A 13,417-nucleotide genomic window follows, 5' to 3' on the forward strand; every position below is an offset into this window, starting at 1 on the left:
GTCCCACTCTGAAATGGTGCTAAGCCGACGAGTTTTCTCCCTGGTCCTCAGCATCGGTCTGATGCTCGCTGCTGTTCCGATGACGGCCGCGGCCACTCCCACTCTGCAGGCCTGGGTCGAGGACTCGTCCCGTACGGTCTATCGCACCAGCACGCTGCCCGACGGTGCCGACACCAAGATCACGATCACCTCGGCCCGCAACGAGTACGAGAGCGCGCAGGTCGTGCTCCGCTCGAACACCGCGCTGACGATCTCGGGCGTGACCTTCTCCGACCTGTCGGCCGGCCGCGGCGGCGGCATGATCAAGAGTGACCAGTTGCGCTACCGGTTCGTGGCGTACGAGGACACCTCGACCGTACAACCGAACCCGTTCTTCCCGGACCGGGTGGGCAACCAGCTCTACCCGAAGTCGGCGGTGCCCGACCCGATCTCCAACGAGACCTCGGTCCGGGTGCAGGCGAACGAGACCCAGCCGATCTTGATCACCAGCCACGTGCCCACCGGAACGCGTCCCGGCGCGTACCACGGAAAGGCCATGATCAACACCTCGCTCGGCCAGCGGATCGTGCCGATCCGGGTCGACGTCGGCAGCGCCACGGTGCCCGAGCTCGAGGATGCGAGTTTCGTCAACTACCACTGGGCGATGACGAACGGTTTCACCTGGGACGGCCTGAAGTGGCAGGGCGAGGGAAGCGAGCCGTACGACGTCGGGAAGTACTACTACGGCGTCGAGACCTACAGCGACGACTGGTTCGCGCTGATGGACGAGTTCGCCGCCCGGATGGCCGAGTACCGCACCAACATGACCTGGGTACGGACCGACCTGCTGCTGCAGGCGACCGGCACCGACCTGTCCGAGTTCACCAGCGGCATTCCCGATGATCTTGACTGGTCGCTGTTCGACCGTTACGTCCAGACGTTCAAGGACCGGGGCTTCACCTCGTTCGCGAACCAGCACCTGATCCACCTGCTGAACAAGATGCCGGCGAACGAGAAGCCGACGGCCGACTGGAACACCAAGCTGCCGGACGAACTGCCGGTGACGGACCGGTTCCTGCGCAACTACCTGACCGCCCTGTCCGAGCACCTGGCCGCGAAGGGCTGGACCGAGGCCGGCGGCGTCACCTGGTATCAGCACATCCTGGACGAGCCGATCACCGACGACAGCCGCAACTGGTGGACCTACGTCGCGCGCGAGATCAAGCAGCTCAACGCGGACAACGGCGGCGAACTGCGGATCATGGACGCCGACCCGGAGAGCACGCTGCTGGACGACCGGTCGAAACCGTACGTGGACACCTGGGCACCGATGACGCCGACCTTCGAGGAACACAAGGCGGACTACCAGGCCGAGCAGGCCGCGGGTCGTGATCTCTGGGTCTACACCTGCGAGGTCAACACGCCGCCGTGGCTGAATCGCTTCTGGACCCAGCCGACGCTGACCGGGCGGCTGCTCTACTGGAACCTGCAGCGGCAGGGCGTGCAAGGACACCTGCACTGGGCCTGGAACGCCTGGTACGTCGGGCCGTGGAGCGGCGACTCCTACATCGTCTACCCCGACCGGGAACGGCGGACGTTCAAGAGCACCGTCCGGCTGGAGGCACAACGCGACGGCATCGAGGACTACGAACTGCTGGCCCAGCTGACGAAGACCAGGCCGGAGCTGGCCCGGCAGCTCGTCGACGTCGCGCTCAGCCCGGACGATCCGCGGCGCTACACGCTCGACCCGTCCTATCTGAGCACGCTGCACGACTACCTGGTCCGGGCGGTGTCCGGGGAGGAGGTCGGCCCGATCCCGGAGCCGACCAGCCCGTACCTCGACCAGGAGGTGCCGCGCACGATCTTGGTCGACGACGGCGACGGCATCGAGTACTCGGGCAGCTGGGGGACCGAGCAGCGGCAGTACGCCTATCTCGGCGAGGTCCGGACGACGACGGCCGCGCAGGCCGCCGCGACCCACACCTTCGAGGGCACCGGCGCCGATGTCGTGGTGGAGAAGAGCCCGACCGCCGGCCGGATCGGCGTTTCGGTGGACGGCGGAGCGCCGCAGCTCGTCGAGTTGTACGAGGCGATCCGGCAGGACCATGTGACCGTGTTCCGGGTGCGGGACCTGCCGGCCGGGAAGCACACGGTGCGGATCGTCAACCTGGACGGCAAAGCCCTGCGTCTCGATGCGATCCGGGTCCAGTTCGCACCGGGCCAGGAGCCGTCCGATCCGACCCTGTCGACGCTCGACGTGACCGGTGTGCCGAAGATCGACTTCGACGGCCGGATCGGTGACTACCGGGTGCTGGTGCCGGCCGACACCAAGATCATCTCCGTGACCCCGACGCTGGCCGATCCGGGTGGCAGCCTGACCGTGAACGGCCGCCCGGCGGCCAGTGGGGCGACGGTGTCGGCAACGGTGCCCACCGGGAAGAGTGACCTGGTGATCACGTCCACGGCGAGCGACGGCAAGACGACCAAGACGTACCGGATCCGCCTGCTGAAGGGAGCCGTGAACACGCCGGAGGTCAACCTGGCCAGGGGATTCTCCGCGATCACCGCCTCGGCGGCGCGTTCCGGGGAGGGCGGTGTGACGTACGGTCCGCAGCGTGCGGTGGACGGAGACTACGGTTCGATGTTCGCCGCCGATCAGGCCTACCTGCAGGCGAACCCGTTGCCGCACGAGATCGCGCTCAGCTGGGATGCGCCGCAGACCCTGAACACGATCGTCCTCGCGACCCGGGGCGGCCTGGCCCAGGGCCTGACCGACGTCGACGTGCAGGTCGGCGCCGCGGACGGCAGCTGGACCACGGTCGCGGAGCGGGTTCCGTTCCGGTGGCGGCGAGACGATGACGACGGCGTGATGGAGTACGCCAGCGGCGACCTGCCCGAATTGACCGGGGTCCGGAAGCTGCGGCTCAAGATCAACTCCGCGAACTGGGAGCGCTGGACCATGTACGCCGTGTACGAACTCGAGCTGTATCAGCTGGACGAACAGGGCGAACTGCCTGTCGAGTAGCAGTCACCCTGCCGATCGGGTGCGGCGGACCACGACGAAGACCCGGCGGAACGGGAGCACGGTGCCGTGCTCCTGCGCCGGGTACGCCTCACGCAGCAGGGCCTGGTATTCGGCGACGAACTCGGCCCGCAGCGGTTCCGGCAGCGACTGCAGGACCGGCCGGGCGCCGGTGCCGGAGATCCAGCGGAACACCGGATCGGGCCCCTCCAGCACGTGCAGGTACGTCGTCTCCCAGGCGTCGACCTCGCGGCCGGGGCCGGCCAGCTCGGCGAGGTAGTCGGCGGCCCCGATCACCGTGCGCAACTCGGTGCCCTCGGTCCAGCGGGCGAAGCGCGGGTCACGGGCGAGCTCGTACAGCAGGACGTGGCTCGGCTGATCGAAGTTGCCCGGCACCTGGAAGGCGAGCCAGCCGTCGTCGGTGAGCCGGTCGATCAAGATCGGCAGCAGGGTGCGATGCTCCGGGATCCATTGCAGGGTGGCGTTGCTGACGATCACGTCGACCGTCCCGTCCGGCTGCCAGTCACGAAGATCACCGACGGCGAAGGACACCCGTTCGCTCGCGTACGCCTGCGCCTGCTCGATCATCTCCGGCGACGAGTCGACCCCGGTCACGGTCGCCGACGGCCAGCGCTCCGCCAGCGACGCGGTCAGCTGACCCGGCCCGCACCCGAGGTCGACCACGGTCCGCGGGTTGTCGGCGCCGACCTGCCCGACCAGGTCGAAGAACGGCCGGGACCGCTGGTCGGCGAACTGCAGATAGACGGAAGGGTTCCAGACCGGCATCGGGGCTCCTCGGGACGAGATATCTTGACATCAAGATATCAGGTCGACGAGGGCGCCGACGAGGGCGGGGATGCGGTGGATTTCGACGTCATCGAATGTCCTTCGGTGGGTTCCCTGCGCGCGGGTGCCGGGCTCGGTAGGCTCGCAGCACCAGGGACGAGGGTTCGCCGAGCACGCGGGGGATTCAGTGGGGGATACTCCCATGCTGTCGACCTGAGTGAAGAGGAATACATGCCGACGACGAATGGCACGGCGGAGACGCCGCGACCCGGTTCGATCCTGATCCGGGTGCGAGGCATCCTGCCGAATCTGCGGCCGGCCGAGCAACGGGTCGCCCAGGCCGTCCTGGCCGATCCGGCCGCGGTCTCGGAGAGCTCGATCACGGCGGTCGCCCGACAATGCGAAACCTCCGAGACGACGGTGCTGCGGTTCTGTCGGGCGCTCGGGTTGGCCGGTTATCCGGAACTGCGGATCGCCCTGGCCCGGGCCGCCCAGTGGGAGGAGTCCGGACAGAACGGCGACGGCCCGATCACGGGCAAGATCAGCGCCACCGACTCGCTGGCCGATGTGGTCCGCAAGATCACCCATGCCGATGCGCGGGCGATCGAGGAGACCGCGACGGCGCTCGACCTGACCGAGTTGGAGTCCGCGGTGGATGCCGTCGCGAACGCCGGCCGAATCGACATCTACGGTGCCGGCGCGAGCGCGCTGGTCGGTGGCGACCTGCACCAGAAGTTGCACCGGATCGGCCTGATCTCCTTCATCTGGCCGGATCCGCACCAGGCCCTCTCCTCGGCCGCGGTGCTCAACCCGGGCGACGTGGCCGTCGGGATCTCGCACACGGGAACCACCGTGGACACGATCGACATGCTTGGGGTGGCCCGGCGCCGCGGCGCGACGACCGTCGCGATCACGAACTTCCGCGGCTCACCGATCGGCGAGGTCGCCGATCACTTGTTGATCACCGCTGCCCGCGAGACGACCTTCCGGTCCGGTGCGATGTCCAGCCGGATCGCGCAGCTGGCCCTGGTGGACTGCCTGTTCGCCGGCGTGGCCCAGCGCTATTACGACACGGCCATCGAGGCGCTGGAGAGCACCTACGCCGTGGTCCGGTCGCGGCACACGTCGGGCAAGCGACACTAGAAGTCGGTGAGCACCTGCGCGCCGGTCTGCGGGCGATGGAAGCCGGCGGCGCGCGGGTGGCCGGCCAGACAGCCGCGCACGGTCATCAGCGCCGTGTAGTAGTCGATGTAGCGGAAGCCGTACGTCTCGCCGCGGGCGAATGCCTGCCCCGAGATCGCGGCGAGCCAGCGGTCGAAGGCCTGGTCCGGGATCGGCACCGAGACGTTCGGGACGAAGCCCTCGGCGTCCTCCCAGTTCTCGGCGTAGAGGAACTGCCTGATCCCGTGCCGGGGCAGTTCGTGATCACCGGGCAGTGAGGCCAGGAACCGGGCCCGCTCCGCGATCGCCGAGGCGTGTTCATGATCACGGTGGATGCTGTGCTTCCAGTGCGCGATCAGGGTGTCCGGCTTGGTCTGCCGGATCAGGGTGGCCAGCTGCTCGGCGACCTCGTCGTTGTCGGGCAGGAAGCCGTCGCTGTAGTCGAAAACGTGGAACTCGGCGCCGATCGCGGCGGCGAACGCCTGGCCCTCGGCGATCTTCTGGACCTGGTACTCCTCGGGAGTCAGCCGGGGGTGGCCGCGCTCGCCGTACGTCAGCGCGACGATGATCGCCCGGCCGCCCTCGCCGGTCACCCGGGCCAGGGTCGGGCCGGCGGTCAGGTCCATGTCGCCGATGTGGCCGCCGACCGCGAGCACCGTCCGCGGGGTCTGCTCGCTCACAGGGCCGCCTTCATGATCGTGAACGTACGGGTGACGGTGAAACCGGACTTCAGGTAGAGCTGGCCGGCCGCCGACTGGAGTCCGGTCCAGAGGAACCAGGCGCTGTGGCAGCCGGCGGCCCGCATCCGTTCCAGGGTGAGGTGCAGCAGCATCTTGCCCAGGCCGAGGCCGCGCCTGGTCGGCAGCACGCCGAACGGGCCGAAGCGCTCCGGCACCTGCTCGTACGCGGCGTGCATCGCCCAGCCGAGCGGCTCGCCGGCCGGGTCGAACACGGCCACGATCCGGTCCAGCGGCAGCCCGGCGACGACCGCCTCGCGGATCGCCCGGGCCCAGTCCGCGTTGAACTCCTCACCGGCGATCTTGATCAAGGCGGGCAGCTCGTCCGAGTCCGGGGTGCCGAACCGGTAGCCGTCGGCGGTGAGCCGGTCGAGTTGATCACTGACCTCGGGCGGCATTGCGTAGTCGTTCAGGCTCAGGTCCATCGCGACGGCCTGGTAATGGGTCTGGAACCCCTGGCTGCGCAGCAGCGCGTCGGCCGCCGGGTAGCGATCGGCGTCCAGGCCGGGCAGGAAGTAGTTCGGCGTGGTGGGGGAGAAGAAGACGGTACGGCAGCCCTGGGACCGCAGCCAGTCCAGCGCGCTGGTGATCAACTCCCGGCCGATGCCGCGCCGCTGGGCCGCCGGGTCGACGAAGAAGAAGCCGATCCAACCGGTCTCCGGCTGGAGGTCGCCGCCGGACTCCGGGATCAGCCGGCGGACAGCATAGGCGGCGCCCACCGGGACCCCGTCGAGCTCCGCCACCCGGAGGCCGTCGGCGTCGAAGTTACGGTCCAGCAGGACCAGGTCCCGGAAGCGCCGGTAGCCGATCGGGTCGCCGGGCGCGGCCTTGGTCCAGGCCTCGGTCAACCGTGGCCCGTCGCCGGTCCGGAAGCCGCGGATCGCTGCCCCGGAAGGGGTGGCAGTGTCGTTCATGATCAACTTTCTTGTCGCGTGAACGTGACCAGTCAACCGAGCCTAGCCGAGCCGGGTCAATAAATCTCCGGCGGGTATCTCAGTGTGTGGGTTCTCAACATGTCAGCCGGGCAGGTCCTTGCGCATCTGCTGGGTGGTCACCGCGTAGCCCGCCGAACCGTAGAGCGCGACGGCGGTCCGGTTGGGAGCGAAGACGTTCAGCTCGAGCGCGGGCGCGCCGGCCTCCCGGGTGGCCTGTTCGACCGCCTCGAGCAGGGCCCGGCCGAACCCGCGGCCGCGCTGGGCGGGTTCGATCTCGATGTCGTACAGGAAGGCGCAGTCGGCCTTGCCGGCCGGATGATCAAGACCGACCCAGGCCCGGCCGACCGGCGATCCGGCCCCGTCGGTCGCGACCAAGATCAACATTCCCGGTGTGGCCCGGCCCTGCGGCAGGAACTTCTGGTTCTTCGCCAGGGCGGCCTCGAAGGCACCCTCCGGGGCCCAGGTGCCGGCCTCGACCTGCTCGCGGGCGAACCGTTCCGACAGCGCCTGGAGCCACTGCGGATACTCGTCGTCCGTCATCGGCCGGACGTTCACGGTGCTCATCGACGGATGCTCTCACACGGGAGCGGCGGGCCAAATCGGGTGGCGGGCCGCCGGGTTGATCACTAGCGTCGTGATCATGACTGATGTGGCGGACGACGGCCTGGCGGCGATCCTCCGGCCGGGCGACGATGCGGCCGACGGCTGGTTCCCGGAGAGTGTGGCGACGAACTACGACAGCCCGGGCGGTGCGAACGATCCGGCGGCGATCACCCCGGCGGTCGATCTGCTGGAGGACCTGGCGGCCGGAGGGCCGGCCCTGGAGTTCGCCGCCGGCACCGGCCGGATCGCCGCGCCGCTGGCCTCTCGGGGTGTCGCAGTCAGTGGGATCGAGCTGAGCCGGGCGATGGCCGACCGGGTCGCGGACAAGCCGGGCGGCGACCGGGTCGCGGTGACGATCGGCGACATGACCTCGACCCGCGTGCCCGGTGACTTCGCGCTGGCGTACCTGGTCTTCAACACGATCAGCAATGTGACGACCCAGGACGGTCAGGTCGACGTGTTCCGCAATGCCGGCGCGCACCTGCGGCCGGGCGGTGTGTTCCTGATCGAGGTCGGGGTGCCGGATCTGCGCCGGCTGCCGCCGGGCCAGGACACGGTCCCGTTCACCGTCGCCCCGGGTACGGACGGCGGCGGCTACGTCGGCTTCGACCAGTACGACGTGGTCACCCAGGAGTTCAGCTCGAACCACGTCACCGTGACGCCGGACGGCAAGGGTCGGTTCTACCGGATCCCGTTCCGGTACGCCTGGCCGGCCGAGATGGACCTGATGGCCCGGATCGCCGGCCTGCGCCTGAAGCACCGCTGGTCCGACTGGAACCGTGCCGACTTCACCGCCGACAGCACCAGGCACATCTCCGTCTGGGAGAAGCCCGCCACCTCGTAGCCGCGCTGACCGGGCACGAAAGCCGGCGTTCTGGCGGGTGGAATCCCGGGTGCGTGCACCTTGACGCCTCGGTTGGCGTGTGTTGAGGTTTGAGCACTCTGCCACGTAGCAGAAGCGCTCACTTGGAGGACTCAATGGTGATCCGTCGATCGACTCGCGCCTTCGTGGTGGCCGTCTTCGCCGTCGTCCTGACGGCCGGATTCCTGGTCGTGCCCGCGACGCAGGAGGCGATGGCGGAACCGGGAGCGTTGCGGATCACGGCACCCCAGTCCGGTCAGCTCAGCGGCACGGTCGACCTGGCGGTCTCCGCGCCGGCGGGCACCACCGCGGTGCGCTACTTCGTCGACGACATCCGGGTCAGCGAACTCACCGATCAGTACGCGCAGCAGACGCAGCGTGAGCCGGACTGGTCGACCGCCACCGACGCCGGGTGGTTCGAGCCCGGTGATCATGTGTTGCGGGCCGAGGCGGACACCCCTGACGGTGTCCTGGTCGCGACCAAGGAGGTGCACACCGAGCGAGCGGCGCTGCCCAGCGGCACCCAGTCGCTGAACGGCGGCTGGGGCGTCGCCGCGGCGGATGATCTTCCCGGCGACGCGCTGACCGGCGATGCTCCGAAGGCCGTCCAGCCCGGCTACACCGCCGGCCGTTGGCGTTCGATCGTCGTTCCGGACTCGCTGGGCGCGGTGGTGTCGGAGTGGAACACCTCTCGCGGCATGGTCGCCGTCTATCGCCGGGACGTCACGATCGACTCGACCACCGATCTCCGGACCGCGCTTCGCTTCGAGTCCTGCTACTGGAGCTGCCGCTACTTCGTCAATGGTGAACAGGTCGGTACGTCTCGCGGCGGTTACCTGCCGACCCGGGTCGATGCGACCGCCGCGGTCCGCCGGGGCACCAACACCGTCGCGGTCATCGTCGATCACCGCCGGGATCAGATGGGCGTCCACGGGAGGGTGCACAACTTCTATTGGAACTGGGGCGGCCTGCTCCAGGAGGTCTACCTGGAACAGACCCGACCGGTGGCGGTCACGGAGCTCCGGGCCGAGGGTGCGGCCGATGGGACCCTGACGATCAGGCCGGCGACCGTCAACACCACCGGCACGGCTCAGCAGCTCAGCGCTGTCGTCACCGTCACCGACCCGGCCGGTCGTCCGGTCGGCGATCGGAAGACGATCACGATCAAGGTCCCGGCCGATGGCCAGCCGGACCCGATCACCCTGACCGTGGATCGCCCGCAGTTGTGGGATCTCGATCACCCGGCCCTCTACACGGTCGCTCTCGACCCCGCCGGTCCGGCTCCGCGGCACACCGAGCAGACCGGCTTCCGGACCGTGAGCATCGCCGGATCGGACTTCCTGCTGAACGGTGAACCGGTACGCGACCTGCAAGGCTTCAACCGGCATGCCGACTACCCGGGACTCGGTCGGACGCAGCCCGGCGGACTGGCGGACCGGGAGCTCAAACAACTGCGGGACAAGGGGATGCGGATCTACCGTCCCGCCCACTACGCGACGACGCCGGCCGAGCTCGACGCGGCCGATCGCTACGGCCTGCTGGTGCTGGAGGAGGTCAACGTCACCGGGGCCACCGGTGCGGAGCTGGCCTCCGACGAGGTGCAGCAGTACGCGGCGAGTCAACTGACGAAGATGATCAACCGGGACCGCAGTCATCCGAGTCTGATCGCGTACTCGGTCGGCAACGAGACCCGGACCGACCAGGAGGGCGCCCGGGACTACATCTCGACCATGATCAATAAGGGTCGACAGCTTGACCCAGACCGGCTCTACACCCAGGTCACCATGTACGGCTCGACGGCGAACGGCACCGGTACCGACAAGACGCTGGACCTGGTCGACTTCGTCGCCCAGAACTTCTATGCCGGTCGCGGTGACCCCAGCATCACCAGCGTGCTGACCATGATCAACGGCCTGCGCCGGGCGGCCGGTGACAAGCCGATCCTGCTGTCGGAGTACGGGGTCGAAGCGGTCAAGGACCGTCCCGGAACCGGCAAGGGCACCGAGCACTACCAGGCGTACGTGATCGACGAACACAACCGGCTGCTGGAGCAGGAACCGCACCTGATGGGCCGGATGTACTGGACCTCGACCGAGTTCTGGTGCCGCGACGACTGGGCCGGCGGGAACCCCGATCCGGTCTCCCCGTTCCACGCCAAGGGACTGATCAGCTACGACCGGAAACCCAAGCTGGGTTGGAAAGTACTGTTCTCGCCGGTGCGGATCGAGGTCAGCCGGCCGCAGGCCGAACCCGGGGTCGCGGCGTCGCTGCCGGAGCGGATCACGGTCACCGACGTCAGCGGTCGCGGCGCCCGGGGAACGGTGCGCATCACGCCGCCCGCGGGTTACACCGCGAGCGTCACGAGTCGGGAATTCGATCTTGCACCCGGCGCGACGACGACGATCGAGCTCACCCTCACCGGGACGCTGCCGGTCAGCGGCGACGTCGAACCCGGCCTGGTCCGGGCAGTGATCGACTCCGAAACCGAGGCCATGCCCCGGCAACTCGACGTGATCGCCACCGACGCCGCCGGCCATCCCTCCTCCGACGCCTTCGACGGCACCGCGCTGGATGCCGGCTGGACCGTCGCCAGGCCCGACGACTCGGCGTTGCGGGTGGACGGTGGCAGTCTCCGGCTGACCGGGATGCCGGGTACCGAGGAGGGCAGTAGGCCCGGCGCGGCCAACCTGCTGACCCGGACGACCTCACCGTCGATCGACGCCACGGCAACGGCCGAGTTGTCGGCCGCGACGACCGCGGACGGCCAGCAGTTGTCGCTGTACGCCTATCGCGATGACGATCACTACCTCAAGATCGGCATCGCTCAGGTCGACGGCCGGCGCGTGGTCCGGCTGGTGCACGAGTCCGCCGGCACGCTGCAGGTCGACGACAGCCGCCCGATCGACGGCGACCGGATCAAGGTCCGCCTGGTCCGCCACCAGGGTCAGTACACCCCGCTCTATTCCGTCGACGGCCAACGCTGGTTCGGTTTCGCCGTACCGGCTCGATCGCTGTCCGGCGCATCCTTCGGGTTGGCCGCGTCGGCCGGCGCGGCGGAAGGCTTCGGCGGCGTGGTGTCGGACTTCGCGGTCGCGACCTCCGGGGCGATCACACCGACCTCGGTGACCGCCGCGGCGTCGCCGTTCCGGTCGGGGACGCCGGGGGAGGTGACCGTCGGACTGGCCAACGGTTCCGACCATCCGATCACGGTGGCCGTGGCCCTCGATGTCCCGGACGGCTGGACGGCGGAATCGGCGACCGCGACCGTCCCGGCCTTCGGTTCCGCGACCGCGACCGTTGCGGTCACGGCCCCGGCCGCTGCTCAGGTGATCACGGCGACGGCCCGGGTGTCGGCGGCGGGGGAGCAGGTCCGGGGTACGGCCTCGGGAGTGCTGTCGGGCGTGCCGGACGGGGCGACGATTCCGTTGGCCCTGGACGCCGGGTGCGCGGGCGGGACCGTACTGACGTCGTATCGGGAGCTGAGCCCGGCCTCGACCTGGTCGGAGGCGGCGGGCTTCGGCTGGGTCGGGACGCCGCCGCAGTGTCGCGATCGTCGCGCGGCTGATCCGCTGCAGCGCGACTTCGTGGCGGGTGACGCGCCGGCCACGTTGCGGCTCGCGGTGCCGGCCGGTGATCATCACGTCCGGCTGCTGGTCGGCGACCCCGAGTTCGAGGCGCGGTCGTACATGATCACCGGCGGGGCGAGCACGGTGCGCACCGAGGATGTGCTGCCCGGTCGTGCCGTCTGGGTCGACGTTCCGGTCGACGGCGGCGCCAACGGGCGGACCGTCGACCTGACCTTCGCCTCGGCGCCAGGCGTGTACTGGAGCTTTGCCGCCTTGCTCCTCACCCCCTGATCGGACAGGGGGGTGGTGTCCGCAATACCGGAGTGAAATTCCGCCGGTCAGTCACGGCGGAAATCCACATCGGCAGAGTGCAAATTCTGTGCCTCGCCTCCGCCCGCCCGCCGACAGGGCACGACCGCAGCGACACGCCGACAGAACGCCTGCTTTTGTGCCCGGTCGGCGGGTTTGGGGTGCGCCGGGGCCGGGGCCGGGGGCCGGGGCCGGGGCCGGGGCGAGTCAGTAGCGGAGGAGGTCGGGGGTGGTGATCCAGGTGGACGGGTGGCCGGCGGGCGGGAGCAGGGGTTCCAGGGGTGCGCGTTCGGCGATCGACTCGCGGAGGGTGGGGGCGCCCCAGAGCTTGTCCAGGGCGAAGCCCTTGGCGCCGGGGATGTCGACGCCGGTGCCGCCGTTCTCGCGCGGGCCGAACTCGGGATAGAGCTCGCCGGCGACTTCCATGATCACCAGGCTGGTCCGGATCGGGTCGAAGGCCGACCGGTCGGTCACGTGCAGGGCGATGCCGTGGCAGGTCTGGTCGACGAACTTGTGGAACGTGGGCACGAACGAGGTGGCCCGGACCAGGACGCCGGGCAGTCCGCGTTCAGTCACCGCGTCCGCCAGCCGATGATCACAGAACGGTGCGCCGAGGGTCTCGAACGGCCGGGTGGTGCCGCGGCCCTCGGTCAGGTTGGTGCCCTCGAACAAGCCCGTACCGACGTAACAGACGGCCGTGTCCAGGGTCGGGATGTTCGGTGACGGCGGCACCCAGGACAGCCCGGTCTCGTCGTACCAGAGCTCGCGGCGCCAACCGTCGACGGTGATCACGTCGAGGTCGATCGGCAGCCCGAGCCGGTCCGCGACGGCGGTCCGGTTGAGCTGGTCGGCCAGCTCGCCGACGGTCAGCCCGTGCCGCTGCGGGATCGGCACCCGTCCGATGAAGCTCTCCTGGCCCGGCTCCAGCAGCGGCCCGGCGGAGACCAGTCCGGTCAGCGGATTCGGCCGGTCCAGTACGACGAACCGGCGCCCGGTCCGGCCGGCCGCCTGCATCAGATCGAACATCGTCCAGATGTACGTGTAGTAACGCACCCCGATGTCCTGCAGGTCGAACAGCAGCGTCGACACGCCCGACTTCTCGATGAGTTGATCTTGCTGCTCCGGGGTCGTCCGGTACGTGTCGTACAAGGGCAGCCCGGTCACCGGATCATGATCACCGTCCTCGACGAAACCGGCCTGCGCCGTGCCGAGCAGTCCGTGCTCGGGCCCGAACAGCGAGGTCAGTTCGATCCCCGCCTCGAGCAGCCCGCCGGCGATCGGGCGCAGGTCGCGACGCACCCCGGTGAAGTTCGTGATCAGGCCGACCGGGCCGTCACCGCCCAACAGCCCCGGGTCTAGGATCAGCCGGTCCGCGCCGCTGGTGACGGACGGACCGGACGGGTCTGCGGGACCGGGTCGGGGCTGCTTGCGGGATATGTCGGCCATCGGTGACCTTT

9 protein-coding genes are annotated in these 13,417 nt (G+C 69.4%); 4 read left to right on the top strand and 5 right to left on the bottom strand.

The annotated features are described in order from the left end of the window. The first annotated feature begins 61 nt into the window (after positions 1-61). Positions 62-3,004, top strand: coding sequence for a glycoside hydrolase domain-containing protein (locus ACFQU4_RS24605; RefSeq protein WP_377497039.1), 2,943 nt, complete (start codon positions 62-64; stop codon positions 3,002-3,004). A gap of 3 nt (positions 3,005-3,007) precedes the next feature. Here the strand turns inward: ACFQU4_RS24605 and ACFQU4_RS24610 are convergent, their stop codons facing one another. Further along, positions 3,008-3,787 (bottom strand): trans-aconitate 2-methyltransferase, encoded by a 780-nt coding sequence (locus ACFQU4_RS24610; RefSeq protein ID WP_377497041.1) that lies wholly within the window; start codon positions 3,785-3,787, stop codon positions 3,008-3,010. Positions 3,788-4,018: 231 nt separating this feature from the next. Here ACFQU4_RS24610 and ACFQU4_RS24615 point away from each other — a divergent pair, with 231 nt between their 5' ends. Then, the gene (locus tag ACFQU4_RS24615) at positions 4,019-4,930 is read left to right on the top strand and encodes a MurR/RpiR family transcriptional regulator (RefSeq protein ID WP_377497043.1); all 912 of its coding nucleotides are present in this window, start codon (positions 4,019-4,021) and stop codon (positions 4,928-4,930) included. On the opposite strand, the gene ACFQU4_RS24620 is transcribed toward ACFQU4_RS24615, so the two are convergent. The 3 genes from ACFQU4_RS24620 to ACFQU4_RS24630 form a co-directional block, all read right to left on the bottom strand. After that, entirely contained in the window at positions 4,927-5,628 is a 702-nt protein-coding gene (locus ACFQU4_RS24620) for a PIG-L deacetylase family protein (RefSeq protein ID WP_377497045.1), read from the bottom strand. The two genes, ACFQU4_RS24615 and ACFQU4_RS24620, sit on opposite strands and share 4 nt — an antisense overlap. Next, a complete protein-coding gene (locus ACFQU4_RS24625; protein ID WP_377497048.1) occupies positions 5,625-6,599 on the bottom strand; it encodes a GNAT family N-acetyltransferase in 975 nt (324 codons plus the stop codon). The genes ACFQU4_RS24620 and ACFQU4_RS24625 overlap by 4 nt, the downstream gene beginning before the upstream one ends. Before the next feature lie 102 nt (positions 6,600-6,701). Continuing rightward, positions 6,702-7,184: a GNAT family N-acetyltransferase gene (locus tag ACFQU4_RS24630; protein WP_377497050.1), complete on the bottom strand. Its 483-nt coding sequence runs from the start codon at positions 7,182-7,184 to the stop codon at positions 6,702-6,704. 76 nt (positions 7,185-7,260) lie between these two features. Between ACFQU4_RS24630 and ACFQU4_RS24635 the strand changes: the two genes are divergently transcribed. Both ACFQU4_RS24635 and ACFQU4_RS24640 read left to right on the top strand, forming a co-directional pair. Continuing rightward, positions 7,261-8,067: a class I SAM-dependent DNA methyltransferase gene (locus ACFQU4_RS24635; protein ID WP_377497052.1), complete on the top strand. Its 807-nt coding sequence runs from the start codon at positions 7,261-7,263 to the stop codon at positions 8,065-8,067. A gap of 134 nt (positions 8,068-8,201) precedes the next feature. Continuing rightward, positions 8,202-11,942, top strand: a complete 3,741-nt coding sequence (locus ACFQU4_RS24640; RefSeq protein WP_377497054.1) for a glycoside hydrolase family 2 TIM barrel-domain containing protein — start codon at positions 8,202-8,204, stop codon at positions 11,940-11,942. A gap of 225 nt (positions 11,943-12,167) precedes the next feature. Here the strand turns inward: ACFQU4_RS24640 and ACFQU4_RS24645 are convergent, their stop codons facing one another. Further along, positions 12,168-13,406 carry an exo-beta-N-acetylmuramidase NamZ domain-containing protein gene (locus tag ACFQU4_RS24645; RefSeq protein WP_377497056.1) on the bottom strand — a complete coding sequence of 413 codons (1,239 nt, stop codon included), beginning with the start codon at positions 13,404-13,406 and terminating at the stop codon, positions 12,168-12,170. Positions 13,407-13,417: the final 11 nt, after the last annotated feature.

It is taken from the genome of Microlunatus sp. GCM10028923, from assembly GCF_042666975.1.
Classification (GTDB): Bacteria; Actinomycetota; Actinomycetes; order Propionibacteriales; family Propionibacteriaceae; genus Microlunatus.

Bases quoted from the DNA above. Each gene is read 5' to 3' on its own strand.
- ACFQU4_RS24645 (WP_377497056.1), bottom strand. From the start codon at position 13,406: ATGGCCGACATATCCCGCAAGCAGCCCCGACCCGGTCCCGCAGACCCG.
- ACFQU4_RS24630 (WP_377497050.1), bottom strand. From the start codon at position 7,184: ATGAGCACCGTGAACGTCCGGCCGATGACGGACGACGAGTATCCGCAG.
- ACFQU4_RS24610 (WP_377497041.1), bottom strand. From the start codon at position 3,787: ATGCCGGTCTGGAACCCTTCCGTCTATCTGCAGTTCGCCGACCAGCGG.
- ACFQU4_RS24615 (WP_377497043.1), top strand. From the start codon at position 4,019: ATGCCGACGACGAATGGCACGGCGGAGACGCCGCGACCCGGTTCGATC.
- ACFQU4_RS24605 (WP_377497039.1), top strand. From the start codon at position 62: ATGCTCGCTGCTGTTCCGATGACGGCCGCGGCCACTCCCACTCTGCAG.
- ACFQU4_RS24640 (WP_377497054.1), top strand. From the start codon at position 8,202: ATGGTGATCCGTCGATCGACTCGCGCCTTCGTGGTGGCCGTCTTCGCC.
- ACFQU4_RS24625 (WP_377497048.1), bottom strand. From the start codon at position 6,599: ATGAACGACACTGCCACCCCTTCCGGGGCAGCGATCCGCGGCTTCCGG.
- ACFQU4_RS24635 (WP_377497052.1), top strand. From the start codon at position 7,261: ATGACTGATGTGGCGGACGACGGCCTGGCGGCGATCCTCCGGCCGGGC.